Source organism: Pseudomonas sp. G3-19 (genome assembly GCF_054855875.1).
Genome location: NZ_JBMPIQ010000003.1, coordinates 138242 through 163007, shown reverse-complemented (window position 1 = coordinate 163007; position 24766 = coordinate 138242). Strand labels below are relative to the sequence as shown.

The following is a 24766-nucleotide window of genomic DNA, read 5'->3' as shown; positions in this document are numbered from 1 at the left end:
ACATTGTGGGCTGACACCTGAACCTGTGGGAGCGGGCTTGCTCGCGAAGAACGATAACGCAGCCCTCAAGTCGGGCTGGTTTTAGGCTTCAGATTGCGCGCATACCATGGCCGTTGCGGCACGCGGCGGAACAGGCCGGCGAGTTTTTCCTCGTCGGTGATGAAGGTGATGCGCAGCGCCAGCTTCATGGTTTCCGGATCCATCTCCACCGACTTGCCCATCTGCAATCCCGGCGTGGTGCTGCAGCCATGGGTGATCGGCCCGAGCCATGGGTCGTCGACCTCGACCCAGCGCCCCGGGGCAAACCATGGCACGCCATTGACCTGCAGCCGCGTGACTTCACCCGGATGGAAGCGCTCGTGGGCGCGGAACCAGTCCTCGATGCGATCATCGATCCAGCCATGGAAATGCCAGAACGTCGGGTTGACGTGGGAAGAAAACGGATCGCCGAGGAAATCGTTCTCGGCGTTGTACCAGCGGGCCGCGAAGTCCGCCGGATCGCGGGCAAACGGCACCGGCTGACCGTTGGACGGATCGCGTGGCACGGAGGCCCAGCGCATGTGCAGCCAGTCATGCAGGCCCAGCTCGACTTCGGAGCCGAACTGGCCGAGGGTGAGCCGGGCCAGATACGCCGGATCGCGGTACTGCGACTCCCAGACCTGGAAGTTGCTTTCGTAGGTTTCGGCAGTCTTGATGTCACTGACCCACTGGCTGAATTCGTCATCGCCCGCCGCCGTCCAGGTCGGCGGCAAGGCCGTGCCGTCGTGGTTGTCGAAATAGCGGGCGAAGCCGACGCGGTCGCGGATCAGCTCCGGCTGCGGCAGCGGGAAAAACTCCCAGGATGGCAGATCCTGCATCGAGCGCGCCGTCCCGAGCATGTGCCGGTGCATGAAGAAAAAGTCCACGCCCGAGCCATTGCGATCCTTTCGCGGGCCACGGGCATCGCGCTCCTTGTCACGCGGGCCGGGCTGCCAGCCAATGCCGCGCAAGGCTTCGCGTTTGTCCTCGGGCAGTTTGTGCCACTTGTCCCGGGTCGCATGCCACAACTGGTGAAACAGGCGATGCTCGGGAGAGATAAGCCACGCCAGCAACGTCGGGTTGAGCGGCGTGCGCTCGCGCGCTTCGGGAAACAGCCGCTTGACGGCGACGAAGCGATTGTCCTGCGCCGGCAAGGCCAGCGACCGGTCCAGGCGCAAGGCCTTGCCGCTGAGGGTGCCACTGCCGGCATTGCCGAAGTCGGCCCAGACCTCATCGAGGATCATCTCCAGCTCATAGCTGATCTGACCGTCAGCGCCGATCAGGCGCCAGCTCAGCTTCGCCGCATCGGCTTTCGCGAGGTCGCCCAGAATTCGATAACGCGGTGTTTCAGCGGAGCGCAGGCGCTCGGGCGTGTCGAGAAAACCGCACACGCCGCGTCCCTTCTGGCCGATGTCGAGAAACACTTGCAGACCCTTGAGCGGCAAGCCCTCGAGGCCGGCATCGGCACCTTCGAAACGGATATCCCACACCCCGCGCAACGCATTCGCCAGGCGCTGCCCGGCCATGTCGGCGACGTCGAAAGACGCTTCGCCCGGGGTGATCGTCGGGTCCGGCTTCGTCCATTCACGATGCCCGAAATACGCCGCAGGCACGGCAGCGCCGGTCAGCGCCAGGCCCGCCATGAACCATCGTCGAGAAATCTTCATTGCCCTACCTGTGTCAGCCATGAAGCAGGCTTTATCCAAGCTAGAACGTTTGTTGCCCCCGGCAAATTTAACGTGCCCGGCGATGATGACCCGTGGCGAGGGGATTCATCCCCGATGAGTTGCGAAGCAACTCCCATCCGACGCTGGCGGCGACACCAGAAGGGACGGCGCTCGCAGGCCTTGCGAGCGCTTCGCCCTCGATCGGGGATAAATCCCCTCGCCACAGTGTCAGGCTTAAATTTTGCCGCCAACCACTCGTTCTTCCCAGATAGCGAAGGCCCCCGCGCCTGCACCTCGATGGCGAACCTGACTGAGATGGCAATGACAAAACCACGTTCGAAAAAGGCTCTATTCATCGGCCTGCCGTTGGCCCTGGCGATCAGCGCCGGCGCAGGCTTTGCCGTGTGGCATCACTGGTTCAAGGACGACCTCGGCTACCCGGCCAAAGTCATGAAGCAGGCCGATGAGCTGCACGAACGCATGCTCTATTTCGACAGCCATGTCAGCCTGACGCAAAATTTCGGCACCGACGGCCACGAAGCCGACAAGGACGGCGACGGCCAGTTCGACCTCGCCAAGGCCAACCGCGGGCGCCTGTCCGGCGCCGCGCTGACCATCTTCGGCTGGCCGGAAATGTGGAACGGCCCCAACGCCCCGCACAAGCCGACCCCTGGCTTCGTCGACGAGGCGCGCAATCAGCAGGAAATCCGCTTCAAGATCATCTCCGGGATGGTTCGCGACTACCCCAATCAGGTGGCCATCGCCTACACCCCCGACGACTTCCGGCGCCTGCACGGCGAAGGCAAATTCGCGATTTTCATCAGCATGCTCAACGCCTATCCGCTGGGCCACGACCTCAACCTGCTGAACCTGTGGACCGCGCGCGGCATGCGCATGTTCGGCTTCAGCTACATCGGCAACAACGACTGGGCGGATTCGTCGCGGCCGCTGCCATTCCTCAATGATTCGCCGGACGCCCTCGACGGTCTCTCGGATCTGGGCAAGCAGGCGGTCAAGCGCCTCAACGATCTGGGCGTGATCATCGACGTCTCGCAAATGTCGACCAAAGCCCTCGAACAAGTCGCGCAGCTCAGCCGCACGCCACTGGTAGCCTCGCATTCGGCGCCACGTGCGATGGTCGACATTCCGCGCAACCTCAGCGACAAGGAAATGCAGCTGATCAAAAACAGCGGCGGCGTGGTGCAGATCGTCGCGTTCTCGCAGTACCTGCGTCCGCTCACCCAACAAACCCAGGACAAGCTCAACGAGATGCGCAAGGACTTCGACCTGCCGCCGCTGCCGAACCTGGCGATGGCGTTGATGCCCGGCGACCCGATCATTGCCGCGTGGTCCGAGCAGAAGTTCGGCCAGTACGCCAGCCGCCTCTACGGCATCCTCGAAGAAGAGCCGAAAGCCAGCCTCAAGGATCTGGGCGATGCCATCGATTACGCGGTGCGCAAGATCGGCATCGACCATGTCGGCATCAGCTCCGACTTCAACGAAGGTGGTGGCGTCAAAGGCTTCGAGAACGTCGGCGAAATTCGCAACGTCACCGCAGAGCTGATCTCACGCGGTTATTCCGAAGCGGACATCGCCAAGCTCTGGGGCGGCAACTTCCTGCGGGTCTGGGATCAGGTCGAGAAAGCCGCGAAACCGGCACTGGCCGCCGCGCCGGGAACTGCCAAGCCATGAGCAATCGTCGTGAGTTCTTGAAGCAGGCGGGGATTCTCGCGGCGGCGCTGCCGTTGGGTGCGAGCCTGCCGAATGTCGCCGGTGCCGCGAACGCCGCGCCCGTGACCGGCAACAAGTGGACGCGGTTGCAGCAGCTGTTCGACCAGGATCCGGCGTATCTGCACTTCTCCAACTTCCTGATCACCTCGCACCCCAAACCAGTGCGCGAGGCGATTGAGCGGCACCGCGCCGCCCTCGACAAAAATCCCGGACTGGCGATGGATTGGGATCTCGGCGTGATCGAACAACGCGAAGAGAACGTGCGGGTCTGGGCCGGACGCTACCTGCAAGCCGACGCCAAACAGATCGCCCTGACCGGCAGCACCACCGAAGGTCTGGCGATGATTTACGGCGGCGTGCACGTGCGCCCCGATCAGGAAATCCTCACCACCGAGCACGAGCACTACGCGACCCACACCATCCTCGCCCTGCGTAGCGAACGCGACGGCACCCGGGTGCGCAAAATTCGTCTGTTCAAGGATTCGTACAGCGCCAGCAAAGCAGAAATCCTTGCCGCAATGACGGCGCCATCCGCCCCGAAACCCGGGTTCTGGGCATGTGCTGGGTGCATTCGGGCAGCGGCATGAAACTGCCCATCGGTGAAATCGGCGCCATCGTCGACCAGCACAACCGCGGTCGCAGCGACGCTGACCGCATCGTTTACGTGGTCGACGGGGTGCATGGCTTCGGCGTGGACAACCTGAACTTCGCGCAGATGAACTGCGACTTCTTCATCGCCGGCACCCACAAGTGGATGTTCGGCCCACGTGGCACCGGCATCGTCTGCAGCCGCTTCGCCGAGGTCAGATACGTCACCCCGATCATTCCGACGTTCTCTGAAGCCACGGCGTTTTCCACCACCATGACGCCCGGCGGCTATCACTCGTTCGAGCACCGCTGGGCGCTGGACGAAGCGTTCAAATTGCATCTTGAGCTGGGCAAGGCCGAGGTCGAGGCGCGCATTCACGCGCTCAACAGCTACCTGAAACAACGCCTGCAGCAACGGCCGCAGATCGAACTGGTGACGCCACTGAGCCCTGAGCTGTCCGCCGGTTTCACCTTCTTCCGGGTCAAGGGCAAGGACAGCGACAAGATCGCCGCGCACCTGATGGCCAACCGCGTGGTGGCCGATGCCGTGCACCGCGACGTCGGCCCGGTGATCCGCACCGCACCGGGGCTGCTCAACGACGAAGAGCAAATCGACCGCTTGCTGGCCGTGCTCGACCAGGCCCTTTGACCCGGACGCTCCCTTTTTTCTTTTAGCGAGACTCGCAATGAACAGTGAACTGCGTCGATTTTCCTTGAAGGCGCTGCCGGCGCTGATGCTCACCGCCCTCGCCGCCGGCCTGCTGCCGGGCGCCGCGCAGGCCGCCACCCCGCCTGCGCCGGGCAAGGTGTTCAAGGACTGCAAGGACTGCCCGGAAATGGTCGTGCTGCCCACCGGCACGTTCACCATGGGCACCCCGGAGGATGAGGTCGGCCGCGAGCCGGATGAAGGGCCGCTGCACCCGGTGACGTTTGCCAAACCGCTGGCGATCAGCCGTTTCCAGATTCTGCGCGGCGAGTGGGACGCCTACCTCAAGGACAGCGGCTACAAAATGCCCGACGGCGACACTCGCCCCGGTCGCGCCTGCAAGGCGGGGATCCCGGATTATCAGGGCAGCGACCCGCGCAAGCAGTACACTGACAAGCACCCGGCGGTGTGCATGGATTTCCCGGAGGTCGAAGCTTACGTGGCCTGGCTGTCGAAGAAGACCGGCCAGCAATACCGGCTGGTCAGCGAGTCGCTGCGTGAATACGCCGCCCGCGCAGGCAGCACGGGGCCGTTCCCCTTCCCGTTCGATGAAGGCAAGGAATACAGCATCGCCAAACACGCCAACACCTATGGCGCCGCCGATGGCTACAACTTCACCGCGCCGGCCGGCAGCTTCCCGGCCAATGCCTTCGGCGTCTACGACATGCACGGCAATATTTATGAGTGGACCGCCGATTGCTACAACGAGAACTACGTCGGCGCGCCAAGCGATGGCAGTGCCTGGTTAAGCGGCAAGTGCGACGTGCGGCGCATCCGTGGCAACGACTGGGGCGAGGCACCGGTGTTCTCGCGTTCGGGCAACCGCAACGCCACCTACACCGACACCCGTGGCGACTGGATCGGCTTCCGGGTCGCCCGCGATCTGTAACGCCATCGTCCGGCTAAATTAGCCGTCCTGCCAGTCGTTCTAAAAGTGGGCGCGATCCTCCATGGCGCGCCCACCGCCCTCTACGTCATCCAGGCGAACCGCCCGAGCAGTGCCGGTGTTCGCCGCTCCTTCAAGCAGGGAACCTCCATGAGCAAACCAACACGCGGGGTGATCAATGAATTGTTCGCCCTGCTCAAACCCTTTCGACTGATCGTCAGCGTGTCGATCCTGCTCGGCATGGTCGGTGGCCTGAGCGTCACCGCGCTGCTGGCGACCATCAACAACGTGCTACACGCCGAGGGCGCACTGACCAGCACGATGGTCGCGGTGTTTGCCGGCCTGTGCCTGCTGGCGCTGACCAGCTCGATCTTCTCCGACATCGGCACCAATTTCGTCGGCCAGCACATCATCGCCAAATTGCGCAAAGAGCTGGGCGAAAAAGTCCTCTCGGCGCCGATCGAGCAGATCGAGCGCTATCGCAGCCATCGGCTGATTCCGGTGCTGACCCACGACGTCGACACCATCAGCGACTTCGCCTTCGCCTTTGCGCCGCTGGCGATTTCCCTGACCGTGACCCTCGGTTGCATGGGCTACCTGGCGATGTTGTCGTGGCCGATGTTCCTGATGATGGCGGTGGCGATCCTGATCGGCACGGTCATTCAGTACATCGCACGCGGGCGCGGCATGCAGGGATTCCTCAAGGCCCGCGACTACGAAGACGAGTTGCAGAAGCACTACCACGCTGTCGCCGAGGGCGCCAAGGAACTGCGCATCCACCGCCCGCGCCGGCATCGCATGTTCGTCTCGGGCATCGAAGGCACGGCCGACAAGATCTGCGACACGCAGGTGCGTTCGGTGAACATTTTCGTGGTCGCCAAGACCTTGGGTTCGATGCTGTTCTTCGTGGTGATCGGCCTGGCGCTGGGCCTGCAATCGCTGTGGCCGAGCGCCGACAAAGCGGTGATGAGCGGCTTCGTGCTGGTGCTGCTGTACATGAAAGGGCCGCTGGAACACATCATTGGCACCCTGCCGATCGTCAGTCGTGCGCAAATCGCGTTCCGCCGGATCGCCGATCTGTCCGAGCAATTCTCCTCGCCCGAGCCGCACCTGCTGCTCAGTGATCAGGGCCATCAAAAGACCCCGGTGCACAGCCTGGAGCTGACCGATGTCTCGTACAGCTTCCCGACGGTAGAAGGCGCCAAGCCGTTCCGGCTGGGGCCGGTGAACCTGAAAATCGAACAGGGCGATATCATTTTCATCGTCGGCGAAAACGGCTGCGGCAAGACCACGCTGATCAAGTTGCTGCTGGGCCTGTACGCGCCGCAGCAAGGCGAAATCCGCCTCAACCAGCAGCTCGTCGATGCCGCCAACCGCGACGATTACCGCCAGTTGTTCACCACGATCTTCGCCGACTATTACCTGTTCGACGACGTGGTCCAGGGCGATACGCATATCCCGGAAGACGCCAACCAATACCTGGAGCGCCTGGAAATTGCGCACAAGGTCAGCGTGCGTGACGGCTCGTTCACCACCACCGACCTGTCCACCGGCCAGCGCAAGCGTCTGGCCCTGATCAACGCCTGGCTGGAAGAGCGTCCGGTGCTGGTGTTCGATGAGTGGGCCGCCGATCAGGACCCGACCTTCCGGCGGATTTTCTACACCGAGCTGCTGCCGGACCTGAAGCGTTTGGGCAAGACCATCATCGTCATTTCCCACGACGATCGTTACTTCGATGTCGCCGATCAACTGGTGCGCATGAGCGCCGGCAAAGTGGTCACTGAGCTGCAACCCGCCTGACTGTGAAAATTTTGTAAAAAATTTGCGTTGAGTTTTCCGGTTTTCGGAAGGCTCAACGTCTTACTAACAGTTAATAGAAATAGTTCTCAGTCAACACTTTGAAGAGTAGAAGAACAATGCCCGCACCGCACGGACTCCACCCGCTCGCCAAGGCTCTGCTGATCCGCCGCTCCTTCCGTTGCACCTTGCCCGCGTTCTGCGCCATGGCCCTGACTGTGCCGATGATCGGCCAGGCCCAGGCCGCCGCCGTGGCGATCAATATTCCTGCACAGTCGCTGGGGAGCGCCTTGCAGGAATTCGGTCGCCAGACCAACCTCCAAGTGCTTTACAGCCCGGATGAAGTCAGCGGCCTGCGCAGCAGCGCGGTCAGTGGCAACCTGGAACCGACCGCCGCCATCGCGCAACTGCTGCAAGGCACCAACATCGCCTACAGCGTCGAAGGCAACAACGTCGCCTTGCGTTCACGCAGCAGCGGCGGCGCCAGCCTCGATCTGGCCCCGACCAGCATTTCCGCCACCGCCGAATCGGCCTGGGGCCCGGTCGACGGTATCGTCGCCAAGCGCAGCGCCACCGGTTCGAAGACCGATTCGTCGCTCAAGGAAATCCCGCAGACCATCAACGTCGTCACTCAAGACGAAATCAAGATGCGCGGCTCGAAGACCGTCACCGAGGCCCTGCAATACACGCCCGGCATGACCGGCGGCGGTTTCTCGGATCGAGTGAAGATCTTCGACGAACCGACGTCCCGTGGCTTCTCCCCTACTCCGCTGTACCTCGACGACCTGCACATGCCTTACGGCGGCGGCAGCACCGGCGGTTCGCTGCAGATCGACCCGTACACCCTGGAGCGCATCGAAGTGCTCAAGGGTCCGGCCTCGGTGCTGTACGGCCAGAACCAGCCGGGCGGTATCGTCAACATGGTCAGCAAGCGTCCGACCGCGACCCCGCTGCACGAAGTGAAGCTCGGTGGCGGCAGCTATGACCGCAAGTACGGTGCCTTCGACCTCGGCGGCCCGATCGACGATCAAGGCGAATTCCTCTATCGCCTGACCGGCGTGGTCAACGACAGCGGCTCGGCCATCGACTACGCCAGCCAGAACCGCATGCTGCTGGCGCCAAGCCTGACCTGGCTGCCCAACGATCAGACCACCATCACCGTGTTCGGTCAGTACCAGAAAGACCACGATGTACCGGAAGCTCAGGGCCTGCCCGCCAACGGCACCGTACATCGCAGCCAGGCCGGGCGCATCAGCCGCAGCCTGTTCCTCGGCGAGCCGGACGTGAACAAGTACCACCGCGAGCAGTTCGTCGTCGGTTACGAGATCGCCCACGAACTCAATGACGTCTGGACCCTGAAGCAGAACGCGCGTTACGCCGACATCAACGACCAGTACGTGGCGCCGCTGCACGGTTATGCGTTCCCGACCAACCCGGTTACCGGCCTCAACGACGGCAGCTACCAGAGCCGTTATGCGGTGGACTGGTCGCAGCACAACAAGGTCTACGGCATCGATAACATCGCCCAGGCCAAGTTCCACACCGCCGACGTCGAGCACACCGTGCTGCTGGGTGTGGACTACTACCACTACAATTCGAAATTCCTCGGCCTGTACGACCGCACCGCTCCAGGTCTGGATCTGTACAACCCGGTGTATGGCAGCCAGATCAATTTCCGTCAGCCGTACAAATGGGACAACACCATCACCCAGACCGGCCTGTACGCTCAGGATCAACTGCGCTGGAACCAGTGGTTCCTGACCCTCGGCGGTCGTTATGACTTCGCCGAAACCGACAACAAGCAACCGCTGAGCGGCGGCCACAGCAATCAGAAGGACGAGAAGTTCACCGGGCGTGCCGGCCTGGGCTACGAGTTCGACAACGGCATCACGCCGTACGTCAGCTACGCCGAATCGTTCCTGCCGCAAACCGGTACCGACATGAGCGGCGGCGCCTTCGAACCGACCACCGGCAAGCAGTACGAAGTCGGCGTCAAGTACGAGCCGAAGGCCATCGACGGCTTCATCCAGCTGTCGGCGTACCAGATCGACCAGGACAATATGCTCACCACCGACCTCAACAACCCGGGCTTCAGCACCCAGAGCGGCTCCGTGCGTTCGCGCGGTATCGAGCTGGAAGGCAAGGTCAACGTCACCCGCAACCTGCGCGTGCTGGCGGCGGTGTCGCGTAACCAGACCAAGTGGGAGAAAGACAACGACGGTCGCGAAGGTCGCACTCTGGCCATGCGTCCACCGCTGACCGCCTCCGCGTGGGTCAACTATGACTTCGACATTTCCACCGCCCTCGCCGGTTTCGGCATGGGTCTGGGCGCCCGTTACGTGCGCAGCAGCTACGGTTCGGATTACGAGTCGGACTCGTTCCAGATTCCGTCCTACACCGTGTATGACGCCATGGTCTCTTACGACCTGGAGAAATCGCCGCTGCATGTCAAAGGCGTGAAGCTGCAAGCCAACCTGCAGAACCTCACTGACGAGAAGTACGTTGCCGCGTGCAATGGCACCCTCGATTGCTACTACGGCGAAGGTCGGACCATGACTGCTGACGTGACCTACAACTGGTAATACGTTTAGCGCTCACTGAAACGCCGGCATTTGCTGGCGTTTTTTTTGGGGGACTTGGCGGCCTTTGGGCCGACCAGGCTCTTGGGGATTTGGGTGAATATCCGTTTCTGCGGGTGCTGCCGCTGGCGGTTTCGCTCTTACAGCGAGTCACCTTTTCCAGACGCCGAAAAGGTAACCCAAAAGGCTTTGCCCCGGCGTACGGCACTTCGCTGAGGCTCAGTGTTCCCTCGCTACGGTGTCCATCCGGGGGCATCGCCTACGGTTTGCTTCGCTGCACCTCCTCTCGATGGATGCGGCTTCGCCGCATGGCGCTGCGCGCCTATCCCCCGGATGGACACCTACGCTCGGCCTGCCGAAGGGGCAAAAAATCAAAAGCCAAAGCAAGATCAAAAACCACATCAAAAACCCCTCACCCTAGCCCTCTCCCGGAGGGAGAGGGAACTGATCGCGGTGTTTGGGAGAGGTGCGCCGACGTGAAATACCGAGTCGAACACCAATTTTGAAAAGCCCAAAAATTGGCCCCCTCTCCCTCTGGGAGAGGGCTGGGCGGGCGGCGTTCCGATGAGGGGCAAGAGCACCACAAAACCAAAGCCGAATCCCGTGCTCTTCACCACTCAATAGGCCGAGTGTCAGCTCGCCTGCTTTTGATCTTGATCTGTAAGGCGACGTCGGAAGGCTGAGTGGAGGGATTCATCCGGGGGTGGGAGCGCAGCGACCGTTTGGCGCAGCCAAACACAGCGAGAGGAGGTGCAGCGAAGCAAACCGGAGGCGCTGCGCCCGGATGGAGCCCGGAGCGAAGGGACCCCGAGCCCCAGCGAGCGGGCCGAACGTAGGAGCAAGCGTTTTTTTGCTTACTTTTTTACTGGGCCGGCACTCCGGGCGTTTGTAAAAAAAGTGAGTCGCCGTAAGGGCGAAACCCTAGGCGGCCGTTACCGCAGCAACGGATATTCACCCCCCCCACCCCGTCAAGCCAAAGCAAACACCTCTACCAATCGCCCAGCAATCAACCTCAGCGCCTCTTCAGCCTCATCAACAATCGCCCCCATCCGCATAAAGTCATGGGTCATGCCGGCGTAAACCTGCAAATCCACAACAACCCCCGCCGCCTGCAAATGCCGGGCATAAGCCACCCCCTCATCGTGCAACGGATCACACTCGGCCAACACCATCAGCACCGGCGCGACATTGGCCGGAACTTCGCCGAGCAACGGCGAGAAACGCGGATCGAGACGATCGCTGGCATCACGCTGATAGTGCGCGTAGAACCACTGCAGCGAAGCCTTCTCCAGCAGATAACCTTCGGCAAAACGCTCGATCGAAGGCGTAATGCGACTGGCATCGGTGACCGGATAAATCAGCACCTGCAAACGCGGCTGCACAGCGGCATCCGTCAGTTGCGCAGCCAGCACCGTGGCCAGGCTGCCACCGACGCTGTCACCGGCAATCGCCAGCCGCGCCGTGTCGATGCCCACGTCAGCAGCACTCGCCACCAGCCAGTCCCAGGCATCCTGCGCATCGTCGGCCGCTGTCGGAAAACGATGTTCCGGCGCCAGTCGATATGCCACCGACAGCACCACACAATCCGCCAGCAAGGCCAACGCACGGCACAGCGAATCATGCGAGTCGAGGCTGCCGACCACATAGCCGCCGCCATGGAAATACAACAGTGCCGGACGTCCGGCGCCCGCCTGCAACGGATGATTGCTGTAGATCCGTGCGTTCAACAGTGCACCGTCACGCACCGGCAATTGCAGCTCATCCACCACGGCCAGTTCTTCACCGCCGGCGTCCATCAGCAACGATGACTGATCGAATTGTTCACGGGCCTCGCTCGGGGTCAGCTCATGCATGCCGACGCGTTTGCCACTGGCCCGGCCGTTGCCGACCAGTTGCAGAAATGCGGCGATATCAGGATTCAATGACATTCAAATCTCCAAACCGATCGGGCGCCATCAGCGCCCGATCGGTTTTGCTTGGGTTTCACAGCAGGTTTCAGGACATGACTACTGATTCAACGATCTGGCCGAGCATTTCTTCAGCCTCGGACAGGAAAGTTTCATCGCGCGGGATCTGGAAGTGCCCGCAATCCAGCCATTCACCGCCCATGCCCGGCTGGTCGAGTTGCGCCGCCAGCTCCAGTGCCTCGGCTTCGCGACCCAAGGTCCACCAGCACGTCGGGTCGACGGTCAGCGGCGCACAGCGCTCAAGCTTGAGCGACAACTGCTTGAGCCGGCGCGCCACGCTGAACACCTGCGCCAGTTCTTCGGCGCCCAGCGCCACATAGGTCGACGCCCCGCGCTCGGCGCTGATGGCACGCTGGAACAGCGCACGCAGGTTGTGCGGCGTTTCTTCACCGTCGATGGACAGGCCCGGTGCGGCGTCCGGCAGCGTCACCTGCAGGAAATCGCGCAGGTCGGCTTGCCAGTCATCGACCGCCCCGGCATCGACCGCCGCCGACGGCACGAAGCTGTCGACCAGCCCGACAAACTTGACCTGTTGCCCGGCCTGCTCCAGTTGCGCGGCGATCAACATCGCCAGCGTTCCGCCCAGCGACCAGCCCAGCAGGTGATACGGCCCCTGCGGCTGTTTCTGGCGAATCTGCGCCAGGTAATCACTGGCCATTTCCTGCAGCGAGGTGTCGTTGAACGCCGGATCCAGCAGCATCCGCGACTGAATCGCCAACAGTTGGCGTTGACCGCTCAGGCGCCGCGCCAGCGGCTCGTAGTCGAACACCGTGCCGAAGCCGGCATGCAGGCAGAACAACGGCGCCACGCCCTTGACCTCGGCGTTCATCGCCAGCAACCCGGAGGCTTTTTCCGCCGTGCCCTGAACGCTCGCTACCAGTTCGCCGATGCTCGGTTTCTGCATCAGATCGCGCAGTTTCAGGCTCAGGCCCTGAGCCTTGAGCACACGGCTGCGGGCCACCACTTGCAGGCTGAGGATCGAGTCGCCACCCAGTTCGAAGAAGTTGTCGCTGAGCCCGACCCGTTCGATTTTCAGCACCTCCTGCCAGATCTTCGCCAGGGCTTTTTCCAGCTCGGTGCGCGGCTCGACGTAGGCCAGGCGCTGTTCGGCGTCCGGATTCGGCAGGGCCTTGCGGTCAAGTTTGCCGTTCGGCGTCAGCGGCATGCGCTCAAGCACCATCAGGTGTGCCGGCACCATGTAATCCGGCAGGCTGACCTTGAGTTGCTCGCGCAGACGTTCGCCCAATCCGTCGGCCGGCGTCTCGGCAGCGGCCAGTACATAGCCGAGCAGTTGCTTGCCGCTGACACCCTCGCGGGCCACCACGGCAGCGTCACGCACGCCCGGCTGCTGCTTGAGGCGCGCTTCGATTTCACCCAGCTCGATGCGGAAACCACGGATCTTCACCTGATGGTCGATCCGCCCGAGGTAATCAACGGTGCCGTCGGCACGCTGGCGCACCAGGTCGCCAGTGCGGTACAGGCGACTGCCGTCGGCACTGAACGGGTTGGCAACGAAACGTTCGGCGGTGCCACCGGCACGCCCCAGATAACCGCGAGCCAACGCGCCACCCAAGTACAACTCACCGGCAATGCCGGCCGGCAGCGGGTTGAGATCGCTGTCGAGCACATAACCGCTGCGCTCGCCGACCACGCTGCCGATCGGCGCATAGGCCGCGCCGCATTGATCGTCGACCGCGGCCTTCCAGATCAGCGGCGTGACCACCGTTTCAGTCGGGCCATAGCCGTTGATGATGTACTGCGGTTGCAGCGCTCGTTTGGCCAGTTCGAAACTCGCCACCGGCACCGCATCCCCGCCGAAGCAGTAGATCCGTACCGGCGGCGGATTGCCGTGCTGTTCGGCATGCTCGGCCAGTTGCTGCAGGTACACCGGCGGGAACGCGGCCACGGTCACCCCATACTGATGCAGGGCGTCGTAGGTTTGTTCGGCCGTCCACAGGCTGTCGTCGCGAATCAGCAAACGCGCGCCGTGCGTCAGGGTGGTCAGCCAGCGCTCATGCGCGCCGTCGAAGGCGAACGACATGAAGTGCAACTCGCAATCGGCCGCGCTCATTTCGTAACGCTGGCCGATCGCCTGGCAGTGCATCGCCAGCGGCCCGTGCGCCACGCCGACACCTTTCGGCTGACCGGTGGAGCCGGAGGTGTAGATCACGTAGGCCAGGTTGCCCGGCTGCACCGCCACCTGCGGTGCCGACGGCGGCTGAGCGCGCAGGTCCAGCTGATCGAGTTCCAGCACATGCAGGTTGGCCTGGGTCGGCAGCACCTGACGCAGACTCGAATCGCTGAGCAGCAAGGCGATGCCCGAATCGTGCATCAGATAACTCAAGCGCTCGCGCGGATAAGTCGCGTCCAGCGGCACGTAGGCACCCCCGGCCTTGAGCACCGCCAACAACGCGACGATCATGTTTTCGCTGCGTGGCAGGGCCACACCGACCCGCACTTCCGGGCCTACACCTTCGGCGATCAGCGCATGCGCCAGACGATTGGCCCGCGCTTCGATCTGGCCGTAGCTGAAGGCTTGCTCATTGAAGATCACTGCGGTTTGTTCGGCACGTTGCGCGGCCCACCCGGCAATGCGCTGGTGCACCAGCGTGGTCTGCGGGTGCGCGACAACGTCCGGCGTGGGCGCGACTTGCCCGGTCGGCAGACCGATGCGTCCCAGCGCCTGCCCGGCGTCCTGAACCAGGGCCGTGAGCAGGCCTTCCATGTTGCTGCGGATGCCTTCCACGGTCGCCAGATCAAAATGTTCGCGCAGGAACATGTACTCGATCACCAGCCCGTCTTCGAGAGTGACCATCAGGTCCATCGGGAAGTTGGTCAGGCCTGAGTTATTGATTTCGCCAAACTTCAGCGAATCATCGCGCCACTCGCGCAGCGCCTGATCGATCGGGTGGTTCTCGAACACGATGATGCTGTCGAACAGCGACTGCCCGGCACGCCCGCCCCAACGCTGGACGTCGGTCAGCGGGGTATATTCGCGCTCGCGCATCTCCAGGTTGAAATCCTGCAACTCGCGCAACCAGGCACCCACGGCCTGCTCGGCCGGCACGTCCTTGATCACCGGCAAGGTGTTGATGAACAGACCGAGGATCGATTCCGAGGCCGGCAGACTCGCCGGACGCCCCGCCACCGTCGCGCCGAACGCTACGCAACGCTGGCCGCTGTACCGGCTGAGCAGCACCAGCCATGCGCCCTGCACCAAGGTGTTGAGGGTGATCTGCTGCGACTGGGCAAAGGCTTTCAACTGCTCGGTGCGGGCCTCGCCCAGACGGCTGTACAGCGCCTGGTGACCGCGACCGCTGCCGGTGCGCGTCACCGCGTCCGCCAGATAGGTCGGCTCGTCGAGCCGGCTCAGGTGCTGACGCCAAAAACCTTCGCTGGCATTCGCGTCCTGCTGCTGCAGCCAGTTGATGTAACCACGGTACGGCACCGCTTCGGCCAGTGGTCGTCCGGAATACTGGCTCAGCACTTCACCGATCAACTGCGAACTGCTCCAGCCATCGATCAGAATGTGATGGTAAGTCCAGATCAGCTGATAGCTGTGCTCGCCGACTTGCACCAGTGTCAGCCGTTGCAGCGGTGGCTGGTCAAGGTCGAAACCCTTGGCCCGCTCGGCATCCGCCAGGCCTTGCAAGGCTTCGGCCGAATGATCCTGCTCACGCCAGTCGAGCAGACTGAACGGCAACTGCGGATCGGCGAGGACGAATTGCAGCGGCTCGGCCATGTCCTGCCAGAGGAAACCGGTGCGCAGAATGTCGTGGCGACGGCTGACGGTTTCCCACGCGGCTTGCAGACGCAGCGGCTCAAGACCCTGCACCGGAACGCTCAACTGGTTGACGTACAGGTCCGATTCCGGCGAATTCAATCCGAGGAACAGCATGCCCTGCTGCATCGGCGACAAGCGATAGAGCCCGTCGAGTTGCCCCGCCGGCAGTGGCAGTTGCGCCACTTGCGCCTCGCTCAAGCCGTGCAGCGGCAGGTCGATCAGCGCCGGCTCCGGCGCCACATGCCCTTCGGCAGCCTGCACGCACAGGGCCAATTGTTGAATGGTCGGTTGTTGGAACAGGTCTTTCGGGCTCAACTCCAGCCCTTGCTGACGGGCGCGACTGACCACCTGAATCGAGATGATCGAATCGCCGCCCAAGGCAAAGAAACTGTCATGGGTGCTGACCTGCTCAAGGCCCAGCACTTCTTTCCAAATCTCCACCAACATTTGCTCGGTGGCATTCACCGGTTCGACATGCAACTGCGCGGCACTCAGCTCCAGTGCTGGCAGGCGCTTGCGATCGATCTTGCCGTTGGGGGTCAGCGGCAGCTGCGCCAGCCACAGGCGGTGGCTCGGCACCATGTAATCCGGCAGGGTCGCGCCCAGCCAGTTGCCGAGGGTTTGCTGCAGTGCGGCCTGTTGCTCGGCGCTGGCCTCGATGATCGCCGGATCGCTCGGCACCAGATAGGCAATCAGTTGCTGACTGCCCGACACTTCGCTGGCCACGACCACCGCTTCACGCACGGCGGCATGCGCCAGCAGACGCGCTTCGATTTCGCCCAGCTCGATACGCAAGCCGCGAATTTTCACCTGATGGTCGATCCGGCCCATGTACTCCAGCTCGCCCTCCTCGCGCTGACGAATCAGGTCGCCGGTGCGGTACATGCGCTCGCCGTTGCCGACGAAAGGATTCGGCACGAAGCGCTCGGCGGTCATCGCCGCACGCCCCAGATAACCGCGCGTGATGCCGGCGCCGGACAGGTACAGCTCGGCCGAAACGCCTTGCGGCACCGCGTGCAGATCGGCATCCAGCAGATGGCTGGCGCTGTGCTCGAGCGCGCGCCCGATCCGTGCCTGACCACCGGCGCTGCGGTGGGTCCAGGTCGAGTAAGTGGTGTCTTCCGACGGGCCGTACAGGTCGTAAACGTGCTCGACCGTCGACTGCTGATACAACGCCTCCACCAGCGCTTGTTTCAGCGGCTCGCCAGCGAGGTTGATGATGCGCACGCTCGGCGGAATCTGCCCCGCGCGGTGCAGTGCGGCAATCGCCGACGGCACGGTATTGATCAGGCGCACCTGATCGCGGGCCGGCAGTTGCGGCAGCTCCAAGGCATTACGGGCGATGATCAGCGAGCCGCCGTTGCCGAGGGTGACAAACAGCTCCCAGACCGACAGGTCGAAGCACACCGACGTCGAGGCCAGCACGCCTTGGATGTCGTCGCGGCTATAGACCCTGGCGGACCAGTCGATCAGCGCCATGACGTTGCGATGGGCAATCGCCACGCCTTTCGGCTTGCCGGTGGAACCGGAGGTGTAGATCACGTAGGCGAGGTTGTCCGGAGCCACCGATGTTTGCGGCGCGCTGCTCGGATAACCGCTCAGCGACAGCTGATCCAACAGCAGCACTTGGGTATCGCTCGGCACGCTCAGGGTCTTCGCAACGGCCTGCTCGGTGAGCAACACCCGCGCACGGCTGTCTTCAAGCATGTAAGCCACGCGATCGGCCGGGTAGTCCGGGTCTAGCGGCACATAGGCGCCACCGGCCTTGAGCACCGCAAGCAAGGCAATCAGCAACTGCTCGGAACGCGGTATCGCCACGCCCACGCGCACTTCCGGGCCGACACCTAGCTCAAGCAGTTTGTGCGCCAGACGATTGGCCTGCGCGTCCAGTTCGGCGTAGGTCAACTTCGTATTGGCGAAGGTCACCGCCAAGGCATCCGGAGTCGCCGCCACTTGATGGGCGATGGCTTGATGGATGCACAACTCGGTGGCGAAATCGCTATTCACCTGCGGGCTGTGCTCGATCAGGTTCAGTTCACTGAGCGAACGCTCCCCCGACTCGCTCATCTGCCCGAGCAAGCGCTGCAGATACCCGGCCAGTTGCACTACGCTGTGCGCGGCAAAGCTTTCGCACTGGTAGCTGAAGTGCATCGACAACTCGTCGCTCAAGTGCACCAGCAGCGTCAGCGGGTAGTTGGTCTGCTCATGATTGTGGATTTCACCGAAGCGCAGTTCTTGCGGTGCGCCCTGCGCCAGCGCCTCGGACACCGGGTAGTTCTCGAACACCAGAATGTTGTCGAACAGCGCCTCACCGTTGCGCTCGGCCCAACGCTGAATGTCGAACAGCGGAGTGTGCTCATGTTCGCGCAAGGCCAGGTTCTGCGCCTGCACGCTCTGCAACCATTCGCCAACGCTCGATGGCGACTGCGGGCTGGCGATGACCGGCAAGGTGTTGATGAACAGGCCGATCTGCTGCTCGACCCCTTTGAGCTCGGCCGGACGCCCCGCTACCGTCGCGCCGAACGCCACACACGGCTGGCCAGTCAGGCGCTGCAACAGCAGCAGCCATGCCGCCTGAATCAGCGTGTTGAGGGTGACTTTCTGCTGGCGCGCGAACTCGCCCAGACGCCGCGTCTGCTCAGCGTCGAGCACGCAGAAATGTTCTCCGTGGCCGTCGCGCGGTGCATCGCCGCGCTGCGCCTGCAACGCTTGCGCCAGCATGGTCGGCGCTTGCAGGTCAGCCAGTTGCGCGGTCCAGTAACGCTCGCTGGCCTGCACGTCCTGACGCTGCAGCCATTCGATGTAATCGCGGTAACGCCCGGCCAATGGCGGCTGGGCAACCCCGCTGTAGCGCTGCAGGACTTCGCCGAGCAACTGCGAGTTGCTCCAGCCGTCCATCAGGATGTGATGGTTGGTGTAGATCAAGTGGCAGCGCTGCTCGTCCAGCCGCACCACGACCATGCGCAACAGCGGCCCTTGGCTCAAGTCGAAACCTTGCGCCTGTTCGGCTGCGGCCAACGCATTCAGATCGCTCTGACAATCGTCGCGATCACGCCAGTCGAGGACGCGGAACGGCATGTCCAGTTGCTTGTGCACCACCTGCACCGGACGCGCCAGCTCACCCTGCCAGACAAAGCTGCTGCGCAGGATGTCGTGGTTGTCCACCGCCGCTTGCCAGGCTTGCAGGAAGCGTTGCGGATTGAGGCCTTCGACATCGAGCCGAACCTGGTTGATGTAATCGCCGGTGGCCTGCTCGTAAAGGCTGTGGAACAACATGCCCTGCTGCATCGCCGACAGCGGATACACATCGGCGACCTGCCGTGGCGCCAGCGGGAACTGATCGAGCTGCGCCTGCGTCAGGCCGGCCAGCGGGAAGTCCGACGGGGTCAGGCCTTCGACGCCCGGGGTCAGGCAATGGCCGATCAACGCTGCGAGTTCTGCGGCGTAATCTGCGGCCAGGGCTTCGATCACCGCGCTGTCGAAGCGCTCACTACTGAACGTCCAGCCCACCCGCAGCTCGCCGCCATACACCTGACCGTTGAGGGTCAACCAGTTGCCCAGCGGCGCCTCCGGGCTCTGATCGAGGCCGGCGTTGTCCGGCGACGGCACGAACAGCGCAGCCTCGTCGCCAGCGAAACTGCCGTCGAACTGCCCAAGGTAGTTGAAGGTGATGCGCGGGCTCGGCAAGGCCTGCAAGCTCTGCTGCGCGCGGGCATCACCGAGGTAACGCAAGGCGCCGAAACCGATGCCCTTGTTAGGGATCGAGCGCAGTTGTTCCTTGATCTGCTTGATCGACTCGCCAAGCGTGTCTGCCGGTGTCAGGCGCACCGGGAACAGGCTGGTGAACCAGCCCACCGTGCGGGTCAGATCAACACCGTCGAACAGTTCTTCGCGGCCATGGCCTTCGAGCTGGATCAGCGTCGACGCCTGCCCGCTCCAGCGACCGATGACCCGCGCCAGTGCCGTCAGCAACAGATCGTTCACCTGGGTGCGGTACGCCGCCGGGGCCTCTTGCAGCAGTTGGCGGGTCAGCTCGGTGCCGAGCCGGGTTTGTACGGTCTGGGCCAGACGATTGTCCTGACTGGCGTCAACGCGTTTGCACGGCAGATCGGTACTCACATCGCTCAGGCAGGCCTGCCACCAAGCCAGTTCGGCCTGCAACGCCGGGCTGTTGGCGTAACGCTGCAAATGCTCGCCCCAGTCCTTGAAGGCGCTGGTCCGGGACGGCAGGCTCAACGGCTGATCATTCAGCAATTGCTGATAAGCGTTTTGCAGGTCTTCCAGCAGAATCCGCCACGACACGCCGTCCACCGCCAAGTGATGAATCACCAACTGCAGACGCTGCGTGCCATCGGCCAGATTCGCCAGCACCGCACGCAGCAACGGCCCGTGTTGCAGATCGAGGCTGCGCTGGGCGCGATTACCCAAGGCTTCAAGGGCGGCGGCATCGGCCACGTCCTCCTGCCAGAGCAGGTGCTGCGGCAGCGCTTCGACCGCGCGGTGCTCGGCCTGCCACACGCCATCGCGCTGGGTGAAGCTCAGGCGCAAGGCATCGTGATGAGCGACCAGTGCGCGCAACACTTGCTCGACTTTTTCCGCGTCCAGCGCCTGCCGCGGTTGCAGCAGCACCGACTGGTTCCAGTGGTGACGCTGCGGAATTTCGTCGGCGAAGAACTGCTGCTGGATCGGCAGCAGCAACGCCGCACCACTCGCGGCTTGCTGATCAATCGTCGATTCGTCGCCACCCCACTGCGCGACCAGTGCCAGACGCTGCACGGTCTGGTGCTGAAACAGGTCTTTGGGATTGAGGCGAATGCCGGCCTGACGGGCACGGCTGACCACCTGAATCGAGATGATCGAGTCGCCGCCCAATTCGAAGAAGTTGTCGTTGATGCCGACTTGCGGCAGCTTCAGTACGTCTTGCCAGATCGCGGCCAGACCCTGCTCCATCGCGCTTTGCGGCGCCTGATAGGCCTGCTGCGCCTGGCTGGCGTCCGGTGACGGCAAGGCATTGCGATTGAGTTTGCCGTTGGCGGTCAACGGCAATTGCGCCAGCAGCAACAGGTGCGCCGGAACCATGTGATCCGGCAGATTGGCCTTGAGTTCGGCGCGCACGCTGTCGCGCCACAGCGCCTGTTCGGCCGGGCTTGCGTCGAGCAGCGCGGCGTCGCCTGGCACCAGATACGCCACCAGTTGCTGACCGCTGAGGCCCGGCTGCGCCAGCACCACGGCCTGGCGCACGGCAGCCTGTTCCAGCAGTTGCGCTTCGATCTCGCCAAGTTCGATACGGAACCCGCGAATCTTCACCTGATGGTCGATCCGGCCGATGTATTCGATCACGCCGTCGGCGCGGTAGCGCGCCAGGTCACCGGTGCGGTACAAACGCCCGCCATCGGCGGCGAACGGGTCGGGAATGAAGCGCAGGCTGGTCAGATCCGCACGGTTCAGGTAACCGCGAGCCAGGCCGGCACGACCGACGTACAGCTCACCGATGCAACCTTTGGCGACCGGATTCAGATCACCGTCGAGCAAGTACCAGGACAGGTCGGGAATCGGTTCGCCGATCGGACTGCTGGCATCACGCTGCAAGTCGGCCAGCGAAATCGGTCGGTAGGTCACGTGCACGGTGGTTTCGGTGATGCCGTACATGTTGATCAGTTGCGGTGTCTGATCGCCGAAACGCTCGAACCACGGACGCAGGCTCTTGACCTCCAGCGCCTCGCCGCCGAACACCACGTAACGCAGCGCCAGTGCTTGCGCCGCGTGTTCGGGGGCGCAGGCCACTTGCATCAATTGCTTGAACGCCGACGGCGTCTGGTTGAGCACGGTGACGCCTTCGCGGCAAAGCAAGGCGAAGAAATCTTCCGGCGAGCGGCTGACCTCGTAAGGCACCACCAGCAGTTTGCCGCCGTACAGCAGCGCCCCGAAAATCTCCCACACCGAGAAATCGAAGGCGTAGGAATGGAACAGGCTCCAGACATCCGCGGCGCCGAAATCGAACCACGCATCAGTGGCTTCGAACAGGCGCAGCACGTTGCGATGGGCCAGCAACGTGCCCTTCGGCTGCCCGGTGGAGCCGGAGGTGTAGATTACGTAAGCCAGGTTGTCCGGACTCATGCGTACCTGCGGATTGCTGTCGCTGTAGCCTTCCAGACAGTCACGCTCCTGATCGAGCATCAGGCTGCGCAGCGAATCCGGCACCGGCAGACGCCCCAGCAGATGGCTCTGGGTCAGCAGCAAGGCGATGCCACTGTCGCCAATCATGTAGCTCAGGCGTTCCTCCGGATACGTCGGGTCCAGCGGCACATAGGCACCGCCGGCCTTGAGAATCGCCAGCAGGCCGACCAGCATGTCGAGGCTGCGCTCCACCGCCAGACCGACGCGCACGTCCGGGCCGACACCGCTGGCAATCAGCTTGTGGGCCAACTGGTTGGCGCGGCTGTTGAGTTCGCCGTAACTCAAGGACTGCCCGGCACAGCTCACGGCAATCGCTTGCGGGGCGCGGGCGGCTTGTTGTTCGATCCGTTGATGCAGGCACTGTTCGCTAGGGAAATCGCGGATGGCCGGGTTCCACTGCTGCAAGGTCGCCGCGCGTTCGGCGGCGTCATGCAGCGGCAGTTCGGCGATGCGCTGAGCGCTGTCGGCGACGATGCCTTGCAGCAGATGGGTCCAGTGTTGCGCCAGGCGTTCGATGGTCTCAACGTCGAACAGGTCGGTGGCGTACGTCAGTTCGGCCCAGACGTTGTCGCTCGATTCAAAGGTGTTCAGGGTCAAGTCGAACTGCGCAGTACTGGACGCCCACGGCAAGCCTTCAATCGCCAGGTTTGGCAGACGCGTGGCGCCCTGCGCCTGACGTACCTGGCTCTGGTGGTTGTGCATCACCTGAAACAGCGGGCTGTGGCTGAGGCTGCGTTCCGGTTGCAGCGCGTCGACCAGTTGCTCGAACGGCAGATCCTGATGCGCCTGGGCGCCGAGCACCGTATTTTTCACTTGTTGCAGCAGGCTGCGGAACGTCTGCTGACTGTCGAACTCGGCCTTCAGAACCTGGGTGTTGACGAAGAAACCGATCAGGCCTTCGGTCTCGACCCGGTTGCGGTTGGCCACCGGCACCCCGACGCGGATATCGGCCTGACCGCTGTAGCGATGCAGCAAGGTCTGGAACGACGCCAGCAACAGCGCAAACAGCGTGACGTTTTCGCGTTGCGCCAGTTGCTTGAGCGCGGTGGCCAGTTCGAGGCTCAGCGGGATATCGCGACGGGCGCCACGATAGCTCTGCTCGGCTGGACGCGGACGGTCGGTCGGCAACTCCAGCAGCGGTTGATCGCCATCGCCGAGTTGTGCGGTCCAGTAGCTCAATTGACGCTCGCGTTCACCGGCGTCCATCCACTGTTTCTGCCACACGGCGTAGTCGGCGTACTGCACCGGCAGCGCCGGCAATTGCACGCTCTGGCCCTGGCTGTAGGCGGCATACAACGCCACCAGCTCATCAACCATGACATTCATCGACCAGCCGTCGGAGACGATGTGATGCAGGGTGATGACCAGCGCGTGGTCATCGGCGGCCAGACGCAGCAGTTTGACCCGCAGCAACGGGCCTTGCTGCAGATTGAACAGGTGCAGGGTTTCGGCGGCGACCAGCGCTTGCAGCGCCGCCTCGTCGAGATCCGCTGCCACGTCCTGCACCTGCAGATCAAGCGTGCCATGAGCCTGGATCACTTGCAGGGTCTGCCCCTGTTGTTCGACGAAGCAGGTGCGCAGCGATTCGTGGCGCTCGATCAGCGCGTCGAAGCTGCGCTGCAACGCTGGCAGATCCAGCTCACCGCGCAGACGCAGCGCCGCCGGCACGTGATAAGCGGTGCTGGTCGGTTCCAGTTGCCAGAGGAACCACTGACGCTCCTGGGCATAGGACAGCGCCAGCGGTTGCTGGCGTGGCAAGGCAACAATCGGCGGCTCCCGATGCGCCTGATCGACACCCAGCGCGGCGACAAAGTCTTCCAGCGTGCTGTGTTCGAACAACGTGCGCAGCGGCACTTGAACGTTCAGCGCCTGACGTACGCGCGAGACCACTTGCGTGACCAGCAACGAGTGGCCGCCCAGTTCGAAGAAGTTGTCACTCAGGCCTACGCGATCAAGCTTGAGCACCGCCTGCCAGATTTCGGCAACGCTGTGCTGAGTGGCGGTCTGCGGGACGATGTAAGTTGATTGCAAGTGGCTGGCGTCAGGTGCCGGCAAGGCTTTGCGGTCGACTTTGCCGTTCGGCGTCAGCGGCAGTTGCGCGAGGAACAGCAGGTGCGCCGGCACCATGTATTCCGGCAGCTCGGCCTTGAGGCTGGCTTTCAATGCGGCGCGCAGTTCGACTTCAGCAATATCGTCGGCGGTCGGCACCACATAGCCGACCAGTTGCGGGCCGTTCGGGCCGTCCTGAGCGACTACCACGGTTTCGCGCACGCTATCGAGGGCGAGCAAACGCGCTTCGATCTCGCCGAGTTCAATCCGGAAACCACGGATTTTCACCTGATGGTCGATCCGCCCGATGTACTCGATCACGCCTTCGGCGCGGTAACGGGTCAGGTCGCCGGTGCGGTACAGACGCGCGCCGGTTTTCGAAAAGGGATCAGGGACAAAGCGTTCGGCAGTCAGGCTCGGGCGCTGGAAGTAACCACGAGCGAGGCCGTCGCCGCCGATCAGCAATTCCCCCGGGGCGCCGAGCGGATTGAGCTCAAGGTCGCTGCCGAGGATGTACAACGCGGTGTTGTCGATCGGCGTGCCGAGGAATGGACGGCTGCTGTCCGCACTCAAGGCGTGCTGCGCCGACCAGATAGTGGTTTCGGTCGGGCCGTAGAGGTTCCACACGCTCGGCGTCAGTGCGAGCATGCGTTGCGCCAGTTCCTGCGGCAGCGCTTCACCGCCACAGAGGAACGTGCGGCCCGCCAGGATTGGCGCCTGTTCATTGTCCAGCAGCATGCGCCAGGTCGAAGGCGTGGCTTGCAGCGCCGTCACGGCGTGACGCTCGATCAGTTCGAGCACCGCTTGCGGGTCTTGA

7 protein-coding genes and 1 pseudogene (1 of these 8 only partly in view) are annotated in these 24766 nt (G+C 63.2%); 5 read left to right on the top strand and 3 right to left on the bottom strand.

Features of this window, described 5'->3' with window-relative positions; genetic code table 11:
• Positions 1-65: 65 nt before the first annotated feature.
• Complete coding sequence (gene pvdP / locus ACOYXI_RS00880; protein ID WP_461674139.1) at positions 66-1685, bottom strand: pyoverdine maturation tyrosinase PvdP; 1620 nt, start codon at positions 1683-1685, stop codon at positions 66-68.
• A 321-nt stretch (positions 1686-2006) separates the two neighbouring features.
• Between pvdP and pvdM the strand changes: the two genes are divergently transcribed.
• The 5 genes and pseudogenes from pvdM (at position 2007) to ACOYXI_RS00855 (ending at position 9975) form a co-directional block, all read left to right on the top strand.
• Positions 2007-3377 (top strand): pyoverdine-tailoring dipeptidase-like protein PvdM, encoded by a 1371-nt coding sequence (pvdM, locus tag ACOYXI_RS00875; protein WP_461674138.1) that lies wholly within the window; start codon positions 2007-2009, stop codon positions 3375-3377.
• Positions 3374-4653 (top strand): annotated as a pseudogene (pvdN, locus tag ACOYXI_RS00870) (pyoverdine-tailoring periplasmic protein PvdN). Before pvdM ends, pvdN begins: the two are co-directional and overlap by 4 nt.
• 37 nt (positions 4654-4690) lie before the next feature.
• Positions 4691-5599 carry a dihydropyoverdine dehydrogenase gene (pvdO, locus tag ACOYXI_RS00865; RefSeq protein ID WP_096797107.1) on the top strand — a complete coding sequence of 303 codons (909 nt, stop codon included), beginning with the start codon at positions 4691-4693 and terminating at the stop codon, positions 5597-5599.
• A 147-nt stretch (positions 5600-5746) separates the two neighbouring features.
• The gene (locus ACOYXI_RS00860; protein WP_007968743.1) at positions 5747-7396 is read left to right on the top strand and encodes a cyclic peptide export ABC transporter; all 1650 of its coding nucleotides are present in this window, start codon (positions 5747-5749) and stop codon (positions 7394-7396) included.
• A 116-nt stretch (positions 7397-7512) separates the two neighbouring features.
• Positions 7513-9975: a TonB-dependent siderophore receptor gene (locus ACOYXI_RS00855; protein WP_461674137.1), complete on the top strand. Its 2463-nt coding sequence runs from the start codon at positions 7513-7515 to the stop codon at positions 9973-9975.
• Between the two features lie 965 nt (positions 9976-10940).
• Here the strand turns inward: ACOYXI_RS00855 and ACOYXI_RS00850 are convergent.
• Positions 10941-11900: an alpha/beta hydrolase gene (locus ACOYXI_RS00850; protein ID WP_461674136.1), complete on the bottom strand. Its 960-nt coding sequence runs from the start codon at positions 11898-11900 to the stop codon at positions 10941-10943.
• A gap of 67 nt (positions 11901-11967) precedes the next feature.
• On the bottom strand, positions 11968-24766 hold the 3' portion of the coding sequence (locus ACOYXI_RS00845) for a non-ribosomal peptide synthase/polyketide synthase (RefSeq protein WP_461674135.1). It continues 2198 nt past the right edge of the window; 12799 of the gene's 14997 nt are visible here — the last part of the coding sequence; its start codon lies beyond the right edge, outside the window; it ends in the stop codon at positions 11968-11970.

Coding starts and splice junctions, on each gene's coding strand:
- ACOYXI_RS00855 (WP_461674137.1), top strand. CDS start 7,513: ATGCCCGCACCGCACGGACTCCACCCGCTCGCCAAGGCTCTGCTGATC.
- ACOYXI_RS00860 (WP_007968743.1), top strand. CDS start 5,747: ATGAGCAAACCAACACGCGGGGTGATCAATGAATTGTTCGCCCTGCTC.
- ACOYXI_RS00850 (WP_461674136.1), bottom strand. CDS start 11,900: ATGTCATTGAATCCTGATATCGCCGCATTTCTGCAACTGGTCGGCAAC.
- pvdO (WP_096797107.1), top strand. CDS start 4,691: ATGAACAGTGAACTGCGTCGATTTTCCTTGAAGGCGCTGCCGGCGCTG.
- pvdM (WP_461674138.1), top strand. CDS start 2,007: ATGACAAAACCACGTTCGAAAAAGGCTCTATTCATCGGCCTGCCGTTG.
- pvdP (WP_461674139.1), bottom strand. CDS start 1,685: ATGAAGATTTCTCGACGATGGTTCATGGCGGGCCTGGCGCTGACCGGC.